This is a genomic window from Burkholderia sp. BCC1640, from assembly GCF_902833125.1.
Taxonomy (GTDB): Bacteria; Pseudomonadota; Gammaproteobacteria; order Burkholderiales; family Burkholderiaceae; genus Burkholderia; species Burkholderia diffusa.
Window position 1 is genome coordinate 180,836 of record NZ_CADFEF010000001.1, and the last position, 18,678, is coordinate 199,513.

At 62.6% G+C, this 18,678-nt stretch carries 19 protein-coding genes and 3 pseudogenes; 17 read left to right on the plus strand and 5 right to left on the minus strand.

The genetic code is table 11. The features are described from left to right. Positions 1–363 precede the first annotated feature (363 nt). Positions 364–654: a hypothetical protein gene (locus tag HWX25_RS00815; protein WP_059531502.1), complete on the plus strand. Its 291-nt coding sequence runs from the start codon at positions 364–366 to the stop codon at positions 652–654. Positions 655–779: 125 nt separating this feature from the next. On the opposite strand, the gene HWX25_RS00820 is transcribed toward HWX25_RS00815, so the two are convergent. Next, the gene (locus HWX25_RS00820; RefSeq protein ID WP_175906510.1) at positions 780–1,712 is read right to left on the minus strand and encodes a LysR family transcriptional regulator; all 933 of its coding nucleotides are present in this window, start codon (positions 1,710–1,712) and stop codon (positions 780–782) included. 40 nt (positions 1,713–1,752) lie between these two features. Here HWX25_RS00820 and HWX25_RS00825 point away from each other — a divergent pair, with 40 nt between their 5' ends. From HWX25_RS00825 to HWX25_RS00860, 8 genes are all read left to right on the plus strand, one after another. Further along, positions 1,753–2,334: a cupin domain-containing protein gene (locus HWX25_RS00825; RefSeq protein ID WP_244135214.1), complete on the plus strand. Its 582-nt coding sequence runs from the start codon at positions 1,753–1,755 to the stop codon at positions 2,332–2,334. Between the two features lie 50 nt (positions 2,335–2,384). Continuing rightward, positions 2,385–3,197 (plus strand): glucose 1-dehydrogenase, encoded by an 813-nt coding sequence (locus tag HWX25_RS00830; RefSeq protein ID WP_175906512.1) that lies wholly within the window; start codon positions 2,385–2,387, stop codon positions 3,195–3,197. Between the two features lie 24 nt (positions 3,198–3,221). Next, entirely contained in the window at positions 3,222–4,193 is a 972-nt protein-coding gene (locus tag HWX25_RS00835; RefSeq protein ID WP_175906515.1) for an aldo/keto reductase, read from the plus strand. A 165-nt stretch (positions 4,194–4,358) separates the two neighbouring features. Beyond that, complete coding sequence (locus tag HWX25_RS00840) at positions 4,359–4,601, plus strand: hypothetical protein (RefSeq protein WP_244138719.1); 243 nt, start codon at positions 4,359–4,361, stop codon at positions 4,599–4,601. 95 nt (positions 4,602–4,696) lie between these two features. Next, positions 4,697–4,858, plus strand: coding sequence for a hypothetical protein (locus HWX25_RS00845; RefSeq protein WP_175906516.1), 162 nt, complete (start codon positions 4,697–4,699; stop codon positions 4,856–4,858). A gap of 793 nt (positions 4,859–5,651) precedes the next feature. Continuing rightward, on the plus strand, positions 5,652–8,129 hold the full coding sequence (locus HWX25_RS00850) for a DUF6531 domain-containing protein (RefSeq protein ID WP_175906519.1): 2,478 nt from the start codon (positions 5,652–5,654) through the stop codon (positions 8,127–8,129). A gap of 317 nt (positions 8,130–8,446) precedes the next feature. Further along, complete coding sequence (locus HWX25_RS00855) at positions 8,447–8,989, plus strand: hypothetical protein (protein ID WP_175906521.1); 543 nt, start codon at positions 8,447–8,449, stop codon at positions 8,987–8,989. A gap of 33 nt (positions 8,990–9,022) precedes the next feature. Beyond that, entirely contained in the window at positions 9,023–9,349 is a 327-nt protein-coding gene (locus HWX25_RS00860; protein WP_208457042.1) for a hypothetical protein, read from the plus strand. 577 nt (positions 9,350–9,926) lie between these two features. Here the strand turns inward: HWX25_RS00860 and HWX25_RS00865 are convergent. Beyond that, positions 9,927–10,238, minus strand: a pseudogene (locus HWX25_RS00865) (Presumed portal vertex protein); the annotation flags it as partial. Between HWX25_RS00865 and HWX25_RS00870 the strand changes: the two are divergent. Together HWX25_RS00870 and HWX25_RS00875 are read left to right on the plus strand one after the other, a co-directional pair. After that, positions 10,234–10,407: pseudogene (locus tag HWX25_RS00870) on the plus strand (P2 family phage major capsid protein); the annotation flags it as partial. The pseudogenes HWX25_RS00865 and HWX25_RS00870 sit on opposite strands and share 5 nt — an antisense overlap. Then, positions 10,407–10,876: pseudogene (locus HWX25_RS00875) on the plus strand (tyrosine-type recombinase/integrase); the annotation flags it as partial. The pseudogenes HWX25_RS00870 and HWX25_RS00875, both read left to right, overlap by 1 nt. 100 nt (positions 10,877–10,976) lie before the next feature. Here HWX25_RS00875 and HWX25_RS00880 read toward each other — a convergent pair. Continuing rightward, the gene (locus tag HWX25_RS00880) at positions 10,977–12,503 is read right to left on the minus strand and encodes an AMP nucleosidase (RefSeq protein WP_175906523.1); all 1,527 of its coding nucleotides are present in this window, start codon (positions 12,501–12,503) and stop codon (positions 10,977–10,979) included. 140 nt (positions 12,504–12,643) lie between these two features. Here HWX25_RS00880 and HWX25_RS00885 point away from each other — a divergent pair, with 140 nt between their 5' ends. The 5 genes from HWX25_RS00885 (at position 12,644) to HWX25_RS00905 (ending at position 16,151) form a co-directional block, all read left to right on the plus strand. Beyond that, complete coding sequence (locus tag HWX25_RS00885; RefSeq protein ID WP_059466512.1) at positions 12,644–13,051, plus strand: hypothetical protein; 408 nt, start codon at positions 12,644–12,646, stop codon at positions 13,049–13,051. 107 nt (positions 13,052–13,158) lie between these two features. Next, positions 13,159–14,157: a homoserine kinase gene (locus tag HWX25_RS00890; RefSeq protein WP_175906525.1), complete on the plus strand. Its 999-nt coding sequence runs from the start codon at positions 13,159–13,161 to the stop codon at positions 14,155–14,157. Further along, positions 14,148–14,957 (plus strand): BPSS1780 family membrane protein, encoded by an 810-nt coding sequence (locus HWX25_RS00895; protein WP_059531507.1) that lies wholly within the window; start codon positions 14,148–14,150, stop codon positions 14,955–14,957. The genes HWX25_RS00890 and HWX25_RS00895 overlap by 10 nt, the downstream gene beginning before the upstream one ends. Positions 14,958–15,123: 166 nt before the next feature. Then, positions 15,124–15,576, plus strand: a complete 453-nt coding sequence (locus tag HWX25_RS00900) for a MarR family transcriptional regulator (protein WP_059818763.1) — start codon at positions 15,124–15,126, stop codon at positions 15,574–15,576. A gap of 155 nt (positions 15,577–15,731) precedes the next feature. Beyond that, positions 15,732–16,151 (plus strand): organic hydroperoxide resistance protein, encoded by a 420-nt coding sequence (locus tag HWX25_RS00905; protein ID WP_031399791.1) that lies wholly within the window; start codon positions 15,732–15,734, stop codon positions 16,149–16,151. 108 nt (positions 16,152–16,259) lie between these two features. On the opposite strand, the gene HWX25_RS00910 is transcribed toward HWX25_RS00905, so the two are convergent. Next, the gene (locus HWX25_RS00910) at positions 16,260–16,436 is read right to left on the minus strand and encodes a DUF3563 family protein (protein WP_006753395.1); all 177 of its coding nucleotides are present in this window, start codon (positions 16,434–16,436) and stop codon (positions 16,260–16,262) included. A gap of 81 nt (positions 16,437–16,517) precedes the next feature. Then, positions 16,518–17,627, minus strand: coding sequence for a PHB depolymerase family esterase (locus HWX25_RS00915; RefSeq protein WP_059818762.1), 1,110 nt, complete (start codon positions 17,625–17,627; stop codon positions 16,518–16,520). A 249-nt stretch (positions 17,628–17,876) separates the two neighbouring features. Between HWX25_RS00915 and HWX25_RS00920 the strand changes: the two genes are divergently transcribed. Next, positions 17,877–18,575 carry a phosphatase PAP2 family protein gene (locus HWX25_RS00920; RefSeq protein ID WP_059818761.1) on the plus strand — a complete coding sequence of 233 codons (699 nt, stop codon included), beginning with the start codon at positions 17,877–17,879 and terminating at the stop codon, positions 18,573–18,575. Positions 18,576–18,678: the final 103 nt, after the last annotated feature.

Consider the following 18,678-nt stretch of genomic DNA (forward strand, 5'->3'; position numbering starts at 1 on the left):
CGGCCGGCATCCCGTCTCCCGCGCGGCAGGCACGGCAATTCCGCCACCTGCCGCGCGTCATTTTGTAACGCCGTATTAATCCCACCGTGCGGCCGAGCGCCGCCGAATGTCAGATCCGGGCAGCCTGCATCGCGCAATGCCGTCGACGCTTCCCATGCCCGGCCCGTCATTGTCAAATCATGCAGCCTGTCGTCGATCCGGCCGGCGTGCCTGGCGTCAATCCACCGTAACAAACCCGTCTCGCCTTTTTCGCGCCGCACCTGCACACTGCATCTCGTCGGCGTGGCGTCCCCCCGGTGGAACGATCCCCCTCGCGTCCATCGCGTCGCGCCGGCCTTTGACAACGACATCACGGAAAACAACATGAAACGCTCACTGATCGCCCTCGCCTTCGCCGGCCTCGGTCTTTCGCTGTCCGGCCTCGCCCATGCCGTCAACGTCGACGTCAACATCGGCACGCCCGCGCCGGTCGTCGTCGCGCCCGCGCCTGTCGTGGTCGCACCCGCGCCGGCGGTCGTGATCGGCTGGCACGGCGATCGTTACTGGGACGGCCGCCGCTACTGGGAGCGTCGTGAGTGGGAAGATCATGAGCGCCATCGCGGTCACGGCGGCTACCATTGCCCGCCGGGACACGCGAAGAAGGGCGAGTGCTGAGCACCACGGCTCGAACGTCGACGGCAAGGCCACCTGCGCGCTACGGCGCTAGGCGGCCTTGCCGCTTCTGAACGACACGCTCCGGACCGACGGGCCGCCGCCGGAGCCCGAGCCACGTCACTTCGTCACGCCGCGGCATCGGCCAATGGAAGCGGCGCCAGATCCGGATGCGCGCGGAGCCGGTCGGCAAGAAAATCCATCAGCAACCGGTTCCTGCGCGGCAGATGCGTGCGTTGCGGCATGCACAGGTAGAGGCCGTAGCGGGACGTCGCGTGCCGGGTCAGCAACGGCACGAGGCGCCCTTCGCGCACGTGTGCGTGAACCGAATAGCCGAAGAACTGGCCGATAGCCGCGCCGCTCAGCACGGTGTCGAGCTCCGCGTCGATATCGTTGGTCGCGATGAACGGATTCATCTGCCGTGTATGCACGCTGCCGTCGACGAAGAATTCCCACGGAAACGGCTTGCCGGTGCGCGGGTACAGAAACGCGGTACAGCGATGCTCGCTCAATGCGTCGATCGTCTGCGGTTCGCCATGACGACACAGATAGGCCGGCGCGGCACAGACGATCAGCTGCAGATCGGCGACGCGGCGCGCAACCAGTCCGCTGTCGGGCAGATTGCCGGTCCGAACCGCGAGGTCGATCCGCTGCTCGACGACGTCGGCCATATCGTCGCTGACGATCAGCTCGGCGGTAATGCCAGGCTGACGGTCGCAAAACTCGCCGAGCAACGGCGCGAGAAAGCGTCGGGCCAGCGAATACGGCGCCGCGACGCGGATCGTCCCCACCGCCTGCGCGCGATCGTCGTCCAGCATGCGCAGCGCACTCTCCAGCTCACCGACCGCGCCGCGACACTGGGAAAACAGGCGCTCGCCCTCGACCGTCAGCACAATCCGGCGCGTTGAGCGCTGGAACAGCCGAACGCTCAGCAATGCTTCCAGCGCGGCGATCTGCTTGCTCGCCGCCTGTGGCGTGATACCCAGCTCGCGGGCGCCCGCGCTGATGCTGCCCGCCGCCGCGACGCGGACGAATACCGTCAGCGCTTTCAAACGATCCATTCGTTACTCCGTCGAGCCCGACTCGCGCGGGCATTCATCGATGGCTTCGCAACGCGTGTCGGTCGCGTTGAAGCGGTTTCAACCGAACCGGCACTATTCGCACCGCGGCCGGCTTCGCACAATGGCGCTGTCTTCAACGCTCCGGCCCGGCAGGCCGCACGCCATGAACCAGCGCCCATTCTCCATCGTTTCCCGGACCGTTGCCGCCATCGCGCTGATTGTCACGGGTGCGTCGCAAGTCGCCGCGCAGGACGCCGCCCCGAACGTCCGCGCGATCGAAACGGTGTTGCTGCGAACCACGGATGCATGGGATGGCTCGCGATATCGCGCCTACCCGCGGCAGCAACCGGAAGTCACGGTCGTACGCTACACGATCCCGCCGCACGCGGTGCTGCCCTGGCACATGCATCCGTCCATCAACGTCGGCTACGTGCTGTCCGGGCATCTCAGCGCAGTACGCCGAAGCGACGGCAAGCGGCTCGTGCTCGGTCCCGGCGACGTGGTACCGGAAATGGTCGGCGGCGTGCACCGCGGCGAAACCGGCGACGAACCCGCCGAGCTCATCGTGTTTTATGCCGGCACGCCCGGACAACCGCTGACGGTACCGATCAGCGAAGACTGAGCACCGGTCCGCCGGCCACCCCGTTTCCCTTCATTCCGGAGTCCTCCATCATGTCCGAATCACGCATTTCGCCCGCCCCGCTCGCGCCGTTCGCCGACACGCCATCCCGCCTCGACGGCCGCGTCGCGCTCGTCACCGGCGGCGGCACCGGCATCGGCCGCGCCGCTGCACTGGCGTTCGCACGACGCGGCGCCCGCGTGGTCGTCGCCGGCCGGCGCGCGGCGCTGCTCGACGAAACCGTGCGGGCGATTACCAAACGCGGCGGCGAAGCCTTCGCGATGGCGGTCGACGTCTCCCGCGCCGAGAGCGTGCGGGCGCTCGTCGACGCGGCAATCGGGCGCTACGGCGCATTGCATGCTGCCTTCAACAATGCCGGGGCCGAAGGCACGTTCGCACCGATCGTCGAACAGACGGAGGCCGACTTCGACGACGTGATGGCGACCAATCTGAAGGGCACGTGGCTATCGATCAAATACGAAATGGAAGCGATGCTCGCGCACGGAGGCGGTGCGATCGTGAACACGTCGTCGTGGCTCGCCAAAGGCGCGCTTGCCGGCTCGTCGACCTATTCGGCGAGCAAAGGCGCGCTCGATGCGCTAGTGCGCGCAGTCGCACTCGAAGGCGGGCCGCACGGCATCCGGATCAACAACGTGAACCCGGGCATCATCGACACGCCAATGGCACGCCGCTTCGGTGACGACGAGATGTTTCGGCCGTTCGCCGCGTTCACGCCCGCGCGGCGGATCGGCACGCCCGAGGACGTCGCCGACGCGGCCGTCTGGCTCTGCAGCGATGAAGCGCGCTTCGTGACCGGCGAATCGATCCTCGTCGACGGCGGCTACACGATCGCCGGCATGCGCTGAACGGCGCCGCGGGAGATCGAACCCATGGAGTACGTGAGACTGGGAGAGTCCGGGCTGAAGGTGTCGAAGCTGTGCCTGGGCTGCATGACCTACGGCGATCCGTCGTGGCGGCCGTGGGTCACGACCGAGGACGTGGCTCGCCCGTTCATCCGCGCGGCGCTCGACGCGGGCGTGACGTTCTTCGATACGGCCGACGTCTACTCGGGCGGCGAGAGCGAGCGCATTCTCGGACGCGCGCTGCGCGACTTCACGACCCGCGACGACGTGGTGATCGTGACCAAGGCGTTCTTTCCGACCGGCGACGGACCGAATGCGCGCGTGCTGTCGCGCAAGCATCTGCTCGCGAGCATCGACGCGTCGCTGCAGCGCCTTGGAACCGACTACGTCGATCTCTACGTCATCCACAGGTTCGATCCGGAGACTCCGATCGAAGAAACGCTCGACGCGCTCGATACCATCGTGAGGAGCGGCAAGGCCCGCTATCTCGGCGCATCGTCGATGCACGCGTGGCAATTCATGAAGATGCTCGCCTTCCAGCGACATCACGGCCTCGCGCCGTTCGTGTCGATGCAGAGCCAGTACAGCCTGATCTGCCGGGAAGACGAGCGTGACATGCTGCCGCTGTGCATCGACGAAGGCATAGCGTACACGCCATGGTCGCCGCTCGGTCGCGGGCTGCTGGCCGGCTCGCGCGGCGCACGGACGACGCGGGCCGCGACCGACCAGCAGATGGTGTCGTGGTACGACGGCCGCGACGCGGTCGCCGCAACCGTGGAGACGGTCGGGCAGGTCGCGCAGGCTCGCGGCCTGCCCGCCGCCCGGATCGCCCTCGCCTGGGTGCTGCGGCAACCCGGCATCACGGCGCCGATCGTCGGGTTGTCAAAGCCGCATCACTTGACCGATGCGCTCGCGGCACTCGAGCTGACGCTCGACGATCGCGAAACCGCGTTGCTCAAGGCGGCATTCGACCGGACGATCGAACCGGCGCAATGGTAAGCGCGGCGCCGGCAATCGGATCGGGCCAGGGTATCGATGGCAAACCGGCCATAGCGGGCGCGCGACCGTCCATCGCACTCGCCTTGGACGTCCGGTCCGGCGGCTAGCCGGACCGTATGGCGCCGGTGGCAGCATTGCCCTTGCGCGAGGCCAATCCCGCCAGTCATGCCGCTCATCCGAATCCGGGTCGTCGACGATGCCCTCGCGTCCGGCATCGTCGCGCCGACCGACATGCTCACGGCGGCCAATCATCTCGCGTCGTCGACACCGCAAGGCCGCGCGACTTCACCGTTGCGCTGGCGCGTCGAATCGATCGGCGGACGGCCCGTGCGCGCGGCTTCCGGCCAGTTCATCCTGGTCGACGGCGCGATCGACGACGGCAGCGCCGCCGACGCACGGAAGGCGTAGCGGCCGACGCCGTCGCGACACGCGAGTGGGTGTTTCCGACTGAGATCGAAGGCTGCTGGGGCAGCCGCGGCACCGTGCGCCGCCTGCCTGACATCATGGCGTATTTCGGCGGCGCGACCCTGCAGGCGCTCGGAGAGCAGCGGCTGGCGGCCAAGCGGCGCACGGATGCGATCAGGATCATCGACGCGCTGCATGATTCGATGCACGAGACGGGCCTGGGCGAATCGCACGAAGCGGCCGCGCAAGCTTTGCGTTGACAGACGTTCGCAACGCGCATCGTGGCCGAACGCGCGTGTCGACGAGAGAAAGGCCGGCCGGCCCCGGTCGCCGGTACGTCGCACATCGCGACGCCCATCGTCACCGGGGTCGGCGTTCACATCACTGAAACGCCACTTCCGCAAAGCTCCGCAGCTTGCGGACACAAAATCGCATCAAATCAAGGCGCTCCGCCATTTCCTCAAACTTTTCGCGAAGATACCACTTACGATTACACGGGGATTTCAACAGCATTCTTGGAGCAAGTTAGACGACTTTTTCGGGCGGTCAAACACTGCCTTCGGAGTTTTATCGACAAGCCAAGATTCATTAAAAATCAAAACCTTGCGCAACTCGCAAAATGCAAAATGCAAAATGCAAAATGCAAAATGCAAAATGCAAAACCAAGGCTAATTTCACTGTAGTTTGCGCACAACTTCGGTCGAACAGTTCCGCACGCCATTCCCCAGGTGCTACGCATCCAATCTCTCGCAGGAGATCCTCGACCGGTGTCTACCCCGAACGCAAAAAAACATTCCAAATTGTCCAACGCGCGGCACTGCCGCAGAAGTCCGAAGAGCCGCATGCGCTTCGCCGCAACCTGTGTCACGAGAATTTCGTAGTCGTCGAATGACACAAGTTGCTCGCCGCACCAACCGATCAACCTGCAAGCCCTATTCATTTGTCATTGTACAAAAATCCCCTTTGACAAGATATTTTCTGACTTGTCATATTGACCTTGATCAAAAGACACTCGACAGTCTAACTCTATTTAATTGAGTTTCGAGACATTAGATGCATGACGAGAGAAATCGGAATATTCCCATTTTTTGCAGCCCTTCTGATTGGCTATATCGCCTAACGGTCGCCCTCGCATTACTCCTGATTGCATTTGGAGCACGTGCAGATGCTTGCTTCACGCTTTACGCACAATCAGGAGCCAGACCAGGAACGAAGACCTGCGAACTCGATGTGGTCAGCGGTACTCCTGGCGGAATGGCCAACTATGCGTGTATCAACGATCTTGCGCAGATTACGCAATGGTGCAATGCAATTGAATCTGATCCCGAGCCTGAAAATACTTGTCCGGTAGCCGACCCGGTGTTCCCCGGGAGCGGCGCAGTTACGCTTAGTGCGACCGACTTCGCTAGCGGTGACGATGTACCGTTACTGTTTACGCGGACCTATCGATCCAAGCCCCTAGCACAGAATCTGAATGCGATGGGGATAGCATGGTTCCATAACTGGCAACGTCATCTGGTGCTGGCGAGTGCCAATATTAGCAATTCATCAAAGATACTTGCGTATCGCGAGAACGGCGAACCCATCACGTTTAACTGGACGGCGGATTCTTGGCGCACTAAGGGCTTTGCCGCTTTAACGCTAGAGAAGAGCGACTCCGGCTGGACGCTTACCAATCAGATTAATGATCGGATCGAATCCTATTCGGCTGAGGGTGTTTTGTTGTCGGAAACGACGAGATCGGGCTTTGCGCGAACATTGACGTATGACAGTACTGGCCTGCTAACCACGATCACTCAGCACGCTGCAGGGACAAGCTCCTACTACGATTTGGCACTTCGCTTGGACTACGATGACCAGCGCCGTCTTTTACGCCTTAATGATCCAATGGCGGGCATGACGCAGTATGGATACGACGCGAATAACAATCTCGTTTCCGTTACTTGGCCTGATGGTAATACTCGCAGGTACATGTACGATGACCCTCGATTCAAGAACGCTTTGACAGGTGAAATCGATGAAGCGGGGACGCGAATCGCGACGTGGGAATATGACGCACTGGGGCGGGCTTCAACAGTAAGTCACCCGGATACAACGCGCAACGTGCAGCTGGTGTATGGCCACGACTCTACCTCCGTCACAGATAGCCGAGGCACGACGACACTGAATTTTTCGTCAGTTGGCGAAAAGCTGCGCGAAACCGGAAGTAACTCCGTCGGCGGCAGTGGGAATTTGAAATGGGATGCGTCCGGGCGGCTACTGAAGCGCAGTTACGCGAGCGGCAACGTCATCGAATACAGCTATGACGATTTTGGCCGTCCCATTCGAATGGCTGTTCGCAGTACTACTGGCATGGCAGTTACCTCGATACGCTACGCCGACGCGATCAGTCTGCACCCTTCGATGATCGCATCGCCACGCATGCTATTGAGTCTTGTCTACGATCGGCGGGGCAACGTAACCGGAATCAGCGAAACGCCAACGACTGATATTAGTGGTGAAAATGGATTCAACGCGTTTAGAGGCGAAGGTGTATCACGCGCCTATGGGAGGACCTATGATCAATTCAATCGTCTAATTTCGACTCGCGTTTATGAAGATGGTCGCGAGACGGGGGCGTTTAATTTTGAATACCATTACGATGGCAATATTTTTTCGGTCAAACGACTTGGAAAAAATGGTGCCGCATCGAGCCTAATAGGCAGGCGCGACAATATCCATCGCATTGATAGCGGTATTAATCAAAACCGCCTTTTTACCGTTGGATATGACCAGCGCGGTCGTCCGAACACTCTCTCGATAATAGAGCAGGCTTCTCCCGTAAATGGCGGGATAAAGCGCAGTGTGATATTGAGGTACCAGTATTCACCTGACGGACAGATCGTTTCGCGTACCGGAAAGCTATATTCAACGACTCTAGGCCATCCCCGCCTGTTAAGTAGCGATGAGATGGATCGATGGGTCGCCAGTCTTGAGGCCAATGATCCGTCGATTAGCCCGCCTATAATCGATTTGCGGCTTGGCATGGCGCCATTTGAGTCTGCGCCTGATGCCATTAAGCCGATTTGTGTCGAGTGCTTCCTCAATCCTGCGCTGTCTTGGGGGTGGGTGGCGGCGTCGAACCAAGACGATCCATTTACAATCGTCGGACTGGCCGGTGCAATCCGTGGCGCGTTGCAAGGGATAGCACAGCAGTGTAGCCCGACACAGCTGACCAATGATCAGCTGATTGCAGCGGCAACCCGCTCGTACAATCACACTGGACTATCCACGTTGTCCAGAGCATGGGGGAAACATTCAGAGCGCAATGGACAAATTAACAAATACTATCCAAGACTGACAGGAAACATTGCTCAAAAGAATGCTTTTACGGAAAAATGGGCGAGAGATCTATTGGAGAATCCTACTACCACGAGAAAAGAATTGGGCCGCGGCGGTATCGAGTATCGCGCACCGGATGGAACGGGTATGCGATTCGAGCATGATGGGTCATTTAATACAGTGCTCGATCCCACATGGGAAAAATATTGACACACCAGTGAAGAGAGAACGAAAAGTGCGATAATATACCTCCTGTCACCGTGCAGTTTCGAGCATAACAAAATTGAGGCTGTACGGTAGAGACTGAAATATGACAGGCAGTGCTTTGTCGTTTGAGCAAGGGAAACCGTCTATGCCGAGCCGGCCGATCTGTTCGCTGCTTGGCACTAAATCCCAAACCAATTTTTCGTGACCACTTAACGTTCTTGAGATGACAACTGGGCGACTACTGCAGTTTGACTGCAGGCGCTGTTCTATCATGACGGTGCCGAGCTAGCACAGTCTCAATATGGAGCAACTGTATTCAGATGAAAAAATGGAAACCAGGGGATATCGCCGCACGATCGGACGTGCCCCCGTGGCAACAGATTCTCGATCTTTTTGACAGTGACATCCACTCTTTGCCAGATGTATTCGTGGACGGCCTGACCCCAGATCAAGCGGTAGCGGTTTACGAATGGGTCATGTCACAGTGTCGAGCGTCTGAGGATTGCACCGTCTGGAATGTCAAAGAGCAGAAGGATCTTCCAATTAGCTCTTTTCCAACGCCCGCACGGGCGTACGTTGCGGGTGAAATCGAACCATTTCGACATGGTCTCGTTGGCCTTTCAATCAATGGTGTCGAGTTGCCTTACTTAACTATTTGCATGGAAAGCATCGGGAGCTTGTCGTTCGATTATCAAAAAGGGCCGAAATGGAATGAGATTACCATTAATGCCTTTCTTGAATTATTGGTCCACATCCGTAAATTGGCACCTCATGCTCTGATATGGCACGCCGAAGAAGGTCATAGCAGTAGGCCTACTCCTCAATTCGCTGAAGCGCTTCTCCAATTCGAGATTGAGCGGTAAGACGACACACCACTATTAGCATTGTGGCCGCTGATGGCGCCGCCCATCGGCGACACTATTCGCAAAGAAGCCGCAATGAAGTCAATAATCGTTGAAAATTATTCGCTCGACTGGTCTTCCATCCCATTCGAATACGATTACTTAACACTAGAGATTCGGCTTGGTATTGATCCAGTCGTTGTCGTTAATCGAGAGCATGGGCTAGACAATCTGGAAGTCGAACTCTATGGCCCAATTCCGAACGGTACGATGTGTTACAAAATTCCATTGGACCGTCTGATTGATGCTTTGATTGAGTGCCGCGATTCAATGAAAGGGGCTAAATGGCGCGATATGTCAAGTGATGACCGCAAAAATTGATATAACAGATTCCTCGCAAGAGTGCTGGGGAGCGCGTGAGACCAACAGCACACGCGGGCCTTCACGGCAGACGATCGTTGCCCGCTCCGTCAAGGACGCATCGCGATTCTCTGGACGAGTCATGGAAGCCAAGGGACATGCGGTTTTCGAAGTACGACGGAAGGGTACAGGAAGGGAATCCGTGTGCCGAAATTGCATAAGCAAGGCGCGTAAAATTGCATAAAGTAATCGGGCTGCCGAGCGCCGCGCGGCCCTTGTTGGCCAGCCCTGAGCGGCCAGCGCATGCGTGCATAAAGACCACTCGTTTTTGCGGGCAGGTGGGGCGGGGGCACAACTGCGCGCGCCGGGTCTGAATCGTCATCCCAGGGGCAGGGTTCGGCCCCTGGGATGACGCCTCCGATGCGTCAGGCGGCTCGCCACGGCCTTGCGGCGATCCGATCCGGCCTGAGGGGTGTGTCGACGCGGCGGCCGCTCAGAGGCGCCCTAATCCGCCGAGGCTACGCACTGGCGACGGACGCAAAAAAGCCGCCGACACCAAAGTGCCCGGCGGCTTTGCTTTGCCGGTTGTGGTCGGGCGTCAGCCCTTCGGCGTCTCGAAGTCCCTGAACCGCACGACCTCGATCCCGAGCCAGTCGTTCACCTCCCGGAGTCGCGCCTTCAGCGGTTTGATCTCGAGACCGTTGAATACCTCCGCCGCCTTTTCCACGTCACCGAATCCGCCCGCGTTCGACGGAATGATTCCCATAAGCTGCGGCGGCACCCGGTGCGCCGCGAGCTGATCCTCGACCGTCACCTACTTGATGTTCCAGAATTCGTCCTTCGCCGCGACCTCGCCGATCGGCAGGAGCTGGATGCCGTCCTTCTTCCCCTTCGGCGCGTACATGAACATCCGCTATCAGCAGCTCGACGCGTGGGCGAAGTACCCCGACTTCCAGGCGCGCGTGCGCGATTCCATCATCGTGCGCCAGGCACTCGATCGCATCATGATCGGCTGGAACGGAGAAAAGGTTGCGGCCGACACTGATCTCGCCACGAACCCGCTTCTGCAGGACGTGAACAGACTGCTCAACGTATCGGCGACCTTCTCGCGCTCAACTGGCAGAACGTGTCCGATGAGGGGATTTCGTTTCACCCGAGCAAGACGGTCAACAGCAGCGGCGTGCGCCTGCTGATCGAGATGACGCCCGACCTGCGAGAAACACTGGATCGAGCGCGAGGCGGCAAGATCACCGCCATCGGGCCGGTGATTTGCACACACGCCGGCGGTCGCTTCACTTATATCGGTGCGTACTCAGGGTGGAAGCGCGCTTGCGAGCGCGCACGATCGGCCTACGAGAAAGACTGCGAAGAAAAGGGAATCTCCCCGAACCCGCTTTACCTGATCGGCATGCACTTCCACGATCTGCGGGCGAAGGCGCTGACCGATCTGAAACGGCAGCGTGGGGCTGCGGCAGCGCAATCACTGGCCGGGCACACGACCGAAAGCATGACAGCGCACTACACGAAATCGCGCGAAGTCGAACGCGTGCAACCAGTTGCATTGGCACGCGCAAGTTAGACACTGACGCTCATGTTAGACGCGAAGGTTCCCCGGACCTGCCGGGGAGCCTTTTACCTCAAAGGTTTGTTACTGAAACGCCACTTCCGCGAAGCTCCGAAGTTTCCGGCTATGAAGCTTGTCGAGCCCGTTCGTGCGCAGAATCTCCATCGCCTTCACGCCGATCTGCAGATGCTGGTCGACCTGGCCGCGATAGAACGTGTCGGCCATGCCCGGCAGCTTCAGCTCGCCGTGCAGCGGCTTGTCCGATACGCACAGCAGCGTGCCGTACGGTACGCGGAAACGGAAACCGTTGGCGGCGATCGTCGCGCTTTCCATGTCGAGCGCGATCGCGCGGCTCTGCGACAGCCGCTGCACGGGCTCGCGGTGATCGCGCAGTTCCCAGTTGCGGTTGTCGACGCTTGCGACCGTGCCCGTGCGCATCACTCGCTTCAATTCGGCTCCCTCCAGACGCGTGACCTCGGCCACGCCGCGCTCGAGCGCGAGCTGCACTTCGGCGAGCGCCGGGATCGGCACCCACAGCGGCAGGTCCGCATCCAGCACGTGATCCTCGCGCACGTAACCGTGCGCGAGCACGTAGTCGCCGAGGCGCTGCGTGTTGCGCAGGCCCGCGCAGTGGCCGAGCATCACCCAGGCATGCGGACGCAGCACCGCGATGTGATCGGTGATCGTCTTCGCGTTCGACGGACCGACACCGATGTTGACCATCGTGATCCCGCTGCCGTCCGCGCGCTTCAGGTGATACGCGGGCATCTGCGGCAGCCGCGGCGGCGCGGCGCCCTCGGCCGGCTCGCTGCCGAGGTTCGCGTTGTACGTGATGACGTCGCCCGGCTCGACGAACGAACTGTACTGGCTGCGGTACGAGCGCACGTCCGGATCGGTGCTTTCCGTCATCATCGCGCGGCCGAGCTTCACGAACTCGTCTATGTAGAACTGATAGTTCGTGTAGAGCACGTAATTCTGGAAGTGCGTGGGCGACGTCGCCGTGTAGTGACGCAGCCGATGCAGCGAGAAGTCGACGCGCGCGGCGGTGAACAGCGCGAGCGGATGCGGCTCGCCGGGTGCCGGCTCGAACGTGCCGTTGACGATGCGGTCGTCGAGGTACGACAGGTCGGGTGTGTCGAAGATGTCGCGCATCGCGAGCAGGCGGTCGCGATCGAGTTCGCCTTCGAGGTGGATGCCTTCGGGAAACGCGAAGTGAACCGGAATCGGCTGCGACGACACGCCGATCTCGATCTTCACATGGTGGTTCTTCGACAGCAGGCGCAGTTGCTCGCGATAGTAGTTCGCGAACAGGTCGGGACGCGTGACGGTCGTCTCGAACACGCCGGGGCCCGCGACGAAACCGTATGAACGGCGCGAATCGACGTGCGTGTTGACGTCGGTGCGAATCCGCACGAACGGATAGCACGCGCGCACGTGCTCGGTGATCGATTCATGGCGGCGATAACGCGCGAATGCGTCGCGCAGGAAGCCCGTATTGGTGTCGTAGATGGCCGACAGCCGCGCGACGGCGGCAACGGAATCGTCGAATGCTTCGACGGGCGGGCTCTCGGGCGTCAGCACCCGATGCCGGCGGCTCAAATCGTTCTTCATTTTCATCACCTCGTCTGATCAAACGACATTACCACGGAACCCGGTCACGCTCATGGCCGCCCGCTTGCACGCCGCTTGCACGCGAGGGCCGGGCCGCGCGCAGTATTTGCTAAAATCGGAAGGTTCACTGGAGACTCATCATGAAGCCGCTCATTCTCGTCGCCGCTGCCGCCGTGCTCGCTGGCACGTTTGCCGCCGCCGGCGCCGCCTACGCCGCCGGCGGCACGCCCGACGCCGACGCGCAGGCCCGGGCCGAGGCCAACGAAGCCGCCGGCCTGCCCGATCTCCGCAAGATCAACCGGCCGGGCGCCGAAGTCACGTCGAAAGTCGACTTCGCCGACATTCGCCGCACGCCGAGCTTCCATGAAAAGAGCAAGAACGGCACCGAGGTCACCGAGTATCGCGATCGCGGCAAGCCGGTCGAGATCGACGTGAAGTCGAACTTCGGCACGCGCTACCAGATGAGCTCGACGCTCGACACGTCGCCGAAGCCGCACGACGCGGGCGTCCCGATCACGCGCCTGCCGTCGGTGAACCTCCGCTACTGATTTCCCCCCGCGCCGCGTCGATCCCGACGCGGCGCGCCGGCTTTCCCTTCACCTCCTGTCGCGCCGCACGCCGCGCGCGTGCCGACAACTGACCAGACGCATCTCGCATGGCCGTTTTCACCGCTGTTTCCGACTCCGATCTCGCGCAATGGATGCGCCACTACGAACTGGGCGACGTGCTGGCGTTCCGCGGCATTCCGTCCGGCATCGAAAACAGCAACTTCTTCCTGACGACGACGCGCGGCGAATACGTCCTGACGATCTTCGAAAAGCTGACGGCGGAGCAACTGCCGTTCTACCTCGATCTGATGCGCCATCTGGCCAGCCACGGCGTGCCGGTGCCGGATCCGATCCCGCGCGACGACGGCGCGCTGTTCGGCGAACTGCACGGCAAGCCGGCCGCGATCGTCACGAAGCTCGATGGTGCCGCCGAACTCGCACCGGGGGTCGAACACTGCATCGAGGTCGGGCAGATGCTCGCGCGCCTGCACCTCGCGGGGCGCGACTATGCGCGCCACCAGCCGAACCTGCGCAGCCTGCCGTGGTGGCAGGAAAACGTGCCGGCGATCGTCCCGTTCATTTCCGACGCGCAGCGCACGCTGCTCGAGGACGAACTCGCGCATCAGGCCGCGTTCTTCTCGTCGGACGACTACGCGGCGCTGCCGAGCGGCCCGTGTCACTGCGACCTGTTCCGCGACAACGTGCTGTTCGCGCACGCGGCGCCCGGCACCGGTCATGACGTCCGGCTCGGCGGCTTCTTCGATTTCTATTTCGCGGGCTGCGACAAATGGCTGTTCGACGTCGCAGTGACCGTCAACGACTGGTGCGTCGACCTCGCGACGGGCGTGCTCGACGTCGCGCGCGCGGATGCGCTGCTGCGCGCGTACCAGACGGTCCGGCCGTTCACGGCCGAGGAGCGCCGCCACTGGAGCGACATGCTGCGCGCGGGCGCGTACCGCTTCTGGGTGTCGCGCCTGTACGATTTCTACCTGCCGCGCGCGGCCGAAATGCTCAAACCGCACGACCCCGGTCATTTCGAACGCATCCTGCGTGAGCGTATCGCCCACACGCCCGCGCTTCCTGAGACCCATACCGCATGCAACTGATCGAAGTGCCCGCGAAAGCGGGCTATGTCTGGTTCCGTCAAGGCATCTGGCTGTTCCGCCGGAACCCGCTCGCGTTCATCACGCTGTTTTTCACGTACCTGCTGGCGATCACGCTGGTGTCGATGGTGCCGGTCATCGGCGCGGCGCTGCCGCTGCTGTTCATCCCCGGCATCGCCGTCGGCTTCATGGCCGCGTGCCGCGACACGGTGGCCGGCAAGCCGGTGATGCCGACGATCCTCATCGACGGCTTCCGCTCGTACGGCACCGTGACGACGCAGCGGCTGCTCGTGCTCGGCGTGGTCTACGTCGCGCTGATGGTGCTGGTGTTCGCCGCGTCGTCCGTCGTGGACGGCGGCGGGCTGCTCACCATGATGCTGGGCGCGACGAGCGAAACGAGTCCGACGCCGGAAGCGCTTGCCGCGCAAGGCACGCTCGGCGCGCTGCTGCTGGCGACGCTGCTCTACGCGCCGGTCGCGATGCTGTTCTGGTTCGCGCCGGTGCTCACCGCGTGGCACGACATCCCGCCCGCCAAGGCGCTGTTCTTCAGCATCGTCAGTTGCTGGCGCAATCGCGGCGCATTCGTGGTGTACGGGCTGCTGTGGTTCGGCGTCGCGCTCGGCACGTCGTTCGGCCTGTCGCTGCTGCTGCAGGCGCTCGGCGCGGGCGCCTACGTGCTGACGATCATGATGCCGGTGACGATCATCATCGTCACGATGATGTACTGCTCGTTCTACGCGACCTATCGCGGCTGCTTCGGCGTGCAGGAACCGGGAGCCGCGACGCCCGCGTCGGGCCGTTGAGTCGGGCCGCTGACGCAGACTCGGCCGGCGCACGCCGCCGGCCGCCCCTCTCCCCTCCCGGCCGACCCGGCGCCCCAACCTTCGCGCCGCCCCTGTTCAATCGAATCCGTTGCGCGCAAAATAATTTGCATGCAAATCGTTAGCGCGTCCGCCGCGCCCCCGAATCATGGACCGCCTGCCCCCGCTGCCCCAGACGCTCGACGAGCAACTGTGCTTCGCACTCTATTCGACTTCGCATGCGATGACGAAGGCGTACAAGCCGCTGCTCGACAAGCTGTCGCTGACCTATCCCCAATATCTTGCAATGCTCGTGTTGTGGGAGCGCGACGACATCGCCGTGAAGGACATCGCCGCCCGCCTCGACCTTGACCCGGCTACCGTCACGCCGCTGCTGAAGCGGCTCGAGGCGCTCGGCTACGTCGAACGCGTGCGCAGCGCGACCGACGAGCGTGTCGTCAACGTGCGCGTGACCGCGGAAGGCCGTGCGCTGAAGCTCAAGGCGCGCTCGGTGCCCGCCGATCTCTTCTGCGCGATGCAGCAAACGCCCGAGTTCCTGGTCAGGCTGCGCGCGGATCTCCAGCAATTGCGCAACGCGCTGTCGACCGCCAACGAAGGCTGACGGCACGTCGATCTCAAACAAGCCCGGCACCGCCGGGCTTTTTCTTCAAAATTTCATTTGCACACAAATCATTTGTGTTCTATATTTCGTTCGTGGCCGGCGACACCCCGTCCGACCGGACCGCTTCCTACCACTCTTCCGACAGGAGCTGCACCATGAACATTCTGTACAAGACCAGCGCCACGAGCACAGGCGGCCGCGACGGCCGCGCGGTATCCGCCGACAACAAGCTGGAAGTGAAGCTGGCCGCGCCGCGCGAGCTCGGCGGTACGGGCGCGGAAGGCACGAACCCGGAGCAGCTGTTTGCCGCAGGTTACTCGGCTTGTTTCCTGAGCGCGATGAAGTTCGTCGCCGGCCAGAACAAGCAGGCGCTGCCGGCCGACACGCAAGTGACCGCGGAAGTGGGCATCGGCCCGAACGATGCCGGTGGCTTCGGGCTCGACATCGAACTGCGCGTGTCGCTGCCGGGGCTCGACAAGGCCGACGCACAGGCGCTGGTCGACAAGGCGCACCACGTGTGCCCGTATTCGAACGCGACGCGCAACAACGTGCCGGTGCGCCTGACGGTCGTCTGACGCAACGCGCGGCGCCGAATGCAAAAAGGGCGTGTGCGGCTGCTTGCCACACACGCCCTTTTGCGTGATTCGCCGGACCGGCTGGTAAGCCGGCCCGCGCTGCGCTGCTTAACGCGAGCCGAACGAGAACGGACGGTTCATCGCCGCTTCGCGATCGATCTTGCGCATGCGGAATTCGAGATCATAGATGTCGGTTGCTTCGGACAGGTACGCATCGGCGCGCTCTTTCGCGGCCTTTTCAGCGTTCTTGGTCAGCATCAGGAAGAGGTGGCTCAGCAGGTACATGGTCGATCTCGCAATCCAAAGGTTCTTTGACTAGGGTTTTCCCGAATTATAGGGAAAACCCTAGCCTTTGGCCAGCGTCGATCAGACGGTGCGTCGTTCGGTCGCCACAGTGCGCCGATTCTCTTCGAAAAAGGACCAGATCATCGCGCTCGCATCGGGGCCGACCGCCGCATGAAACGGCACCGCTTCGTCGCCCCCCGCCCATGCATGATCGAGCCCTTTCACGTGACAGAGCCGCACGATCGACTCGCCGTCGCGACGCACATCGGTGATCTGCGCGCCTGCCTCGCGCGTTTCCACACGCTCGCCGCCGCGCAGTGCGCCGCGGCTGTCCGCGAGCCCGTTCAGGCGCATGAACTGCACCATCAACTGGTCCGCATTCTTCGGCGCGACGACATGGTCCCGGTCGCCCTGCACGATCAGCACGGGCATGCCCGGATACGCGCCAGCATCGACCACCGTGTCGACCACCGCGGCCGGATTCTGCCGGAGGCCGCGCCGCATCACGTCCATCGCACTGATCCCGGAATTCGCCTCGCCGAGCGCGGGGCCGGAGTGCAGCGCCACCGCCGCGAAGCGATCCGGGTGGTGCAGCGCGAGGAGTGCCGCCAGGCCCGCGCCGGCCGATAGCCCGGCGACGTAGACGCGCGATGCGTCGAAGCCGTGCTCGTCGACGAGCGCGTCGACGAGCGATGCGACCGCATCCGCCTCGCCGCGGCCCGCGCGGTCGGTGTCTTCGTACCAGTGCCAGCAGCCGTGCGCATGCGCACGGACCGACTGCTCCGGATACAGCACGGCGAAGCCGTACTTGTCGGCCAGCAGGTTCATCCGGGTGCCCTGCGCGAACTCGTCGACCGATTGCTGGCAACCGTGCAGCATCACGACGAGCGGTATCGCACCGCGCCGCCGGCCAGGCGGAACGTACAGCCCGTAGGCGAGCTGCTGGACCAGGCGGCCGAGCGCGGGTGCCATCGGGTGTTCGCCGCGCGTCCACTCGCCGGCCGCCCATGCAGCCGCGCGCGGCCGCACGCGCGACTCACGCGGTGGGGACAGATCGGTCACGGCGGGCGACGCCGCAGCCTCGAGCGTATCGCGCGCGATACGCTGTGCATCGCGCGCCGCACGTTTGGCGGCCGGAGACAGCATACGTTTCATGCCGCCCAGCCATACCTTCGTCAGACTTTTGGTCATCGATCGGGCTCGCAGTCAGGAAAAATAGGGGGACAACACTCGGTGCATCGTTTGACTTTGTGCAATGCACCATAACATTGTTTCTGGGATTTTTCCTGCACGCGGATAGTTCCGCCGCGGCGCAAAAAACGGGCCTCGAGCATACGCGGCGCTATACTGAGGTTTAGCCGCTTGTATCCGTTGTAGTCGTTCTTCCCGGCTCGCGCGTTGATTTAAGCATTCGTCCCGCCTCTGCTCGTTCCCCTCCCGATGTTCGACCTGCCCTCTCACCTGTGGATCATGATCACCGCGTTCGGTGGCGCCGGCCTGACCTTGCCGCTCGCGATCACGATCGCAGTGTGGCTCGCGCTCGGCTACTCGTGGCAGCGCGCGGCCGCGTGGCTCGGCGTGCTCGCCGTCGCGATCGGGGTCGTCGCGCTCACGAAGATCGCGTTCCTCGGCTGGGGCGTCGGCATCCGCGCATGGGACTTCACGGGATTCAGCGGCCACGCGATGCTGTCGACGTCGGTCTATCCCGTCGCGATCTTCCTCGCGCTGATCCGCACGCGCACGCCGGTGCGGATCGCCGGCATCGCGCTCGGGCTCGCGGCCGGCATTGCGGTCGGCGTGTCGCGCGTCGCGCTCGACGCGCATTCGCCGTCCGAATCGATCACCGGCTGCATCGTCGGCGCGATCGCCGCGCTGGCATTCATCGCCGGCTCGTGGCATGCGGTGCCGCACCGCTGGTCGGTGCCGGCGGTCGTCGTGAGCCTCGCGCTCGTCACCGTCGCGCTGCACGGCATCACCGTGCCGTCGCACCGCTGGGTCACCCGGGTCGCGCTGGAGCTGTCGGGGCACGAGCGTCCGTTCGTCCGTGCCCGCTGGAAAGCCAATCCCAATTACCGGCCGGCATCGCAGCCGTCGTCGCTGCACCGCACCGGCTCGCCGCCGCCGTCGATGCACGCGTGACGGGGCGCCCGCACATCCTTCCCGCCGCCTTCCAGATCTGAAGATTTCATGCGCGCCGGCGCATGAACGGTATGTCGAGCGTTATAACCCGCCCTATATTACG

Excerpts from the sequence above, each read along its gene's own strand:
- HWX25_RS00905 (WP_031399791.1), top strand. The coding sequence starts at position 15,732 with ATGAACATTCTGTACAAGACCAGCGCCACGAGCACAGGCGGCCGCGAC.
- HWX25_RS00835 (WP_175906515.1), top strand. The coding sequence starts at position 3,222 with ATGGAGTACGTGAGACTGGGAGAGTCCGGGCTGAAGGTGTCGAAGCTG.
- HWX25_RS00885 (WP_059466512.1), top strand. The coding sequence starts at position 12,644 with ATGAAGCCGCTCATTCTCGTCGCCGCTGCCGCCGTGCTCGCTGGCACG.
- HWX25_RS00895 (WP_059531507.1), top strand. The coding sequence starts at position 14,148 with ATGCAACTGATCGAAGTGCCCGCGAAAGCGGGCTATGTCTGGTTCCGT.
- HWX25_RS00880 (WP_175906523.1), bottom strand. The coding sequence starts at position 12,503 with ATGAAGAACGATTTGAGCCGCCGGCATCGGGTGCTGACGCCCGAGAGC.
- HWX25_RS00890 (WP_175906525.1), top strand. The coding sequence starts at position 13,159 with ATGGCCGTTTTCACCGCTGTTTCCGACTCCGATCTCGCGCAATGGATG.
- HWX25_RS00825 (WP_244135214.1), top strand. The coding sequence starts at position 1,753 with ATGGCTTCGCAACGCGTGTCGGTCGCGTTGAAGCGGTTTCAACCGAAC.
- HWX25_RS00910 (WP_006753395.1), bottom strand. The coding sequence starts at position 16,436 with ATGTACCTGCTGAGCCACCTCTTCCTGATGCTGACCAAGAACGCTGAA.
- HWX25_RS00920 (WP_059818761.1), top strand. The coding sequence starts at position 17,877 with ATGTTCGACCTGCCCTCTCACCTGTGGATCATGATCACCGCGTTCGGT.
- HWX25_RS00900 (WP_059818763.1), top strand. The coding sequence starts at position 15,124 with ATGGACCGCCTGCCCCCGCTGCCCCAGACGCTCGACGAGCAACTGTGC.
- HWX25_RS00860 (WP_208457042.1), top strand. The coding sequence starts at position 9,023 with ATGGCGCCGCCCATCGGCGACACTATTCGCAAAGAAGCCGCAATGAAG.
- HWX25_RS00850 (WP_175906519.1), top strand. The coding sequence starts at position 5,652 with ATGCATGACGAGAGAAATCGGAATATTCCCATTTTTTGCAGCCCTTCT.
- HWX25_RS00830 (WP_175906512.1), top strand. The coding sequence starts at position 2,385 with ATGTCCGAATCACGCATTTCGCCCGCCCCGCTCGCGCCGTTCGCCGAC.
- HWX25_RS00845 (WP_175906516.1), top strand. The coding sequence starts at position 4,697 with ATGGCGTATTTCGGCGGCGCGACCCTGCAGGCGCTCGGAGAGCAGCGG.
- HWX25_RS00820 (WP_175906510.1), bottom strand. The coding sequence starts at position 1,712 with ATGGATCGTTTGAAAGCGCTGACGGTATTCGTCCGCGTCGCGGCGGCG.
- HWX25_RS00855 (WP_175906521.1), top strand. The coding sequence starts at position 8,447 with ATGAAAAAATGGAAACCAGGGGATATCGCCGCACGATCGGACGTGCCC.
- HWX25_RS00915 (WP_059818762.1), bottom strand. The coding sequence starts at position 17,627 with ATGACCAAAAGTCTGACGAAGGTATGGCTGGGCGGCATGAAACGTATG.
- HWX25_RS00840 (WP_244138719.1), top strand. The coding sequence starts at position 4,359 with ATGCCGCTCATCCGAATCCGGGTCGTCGACGATGCCCTCGCGTCCGGC.
- HWX25_RS00815 (WP_059531502.1), top strand. The coding sequence starts at position 364 with ATGAAACGCTCACTGATCGCCCTCGCCTTCGCCGGCCTCGGTCTTTCG.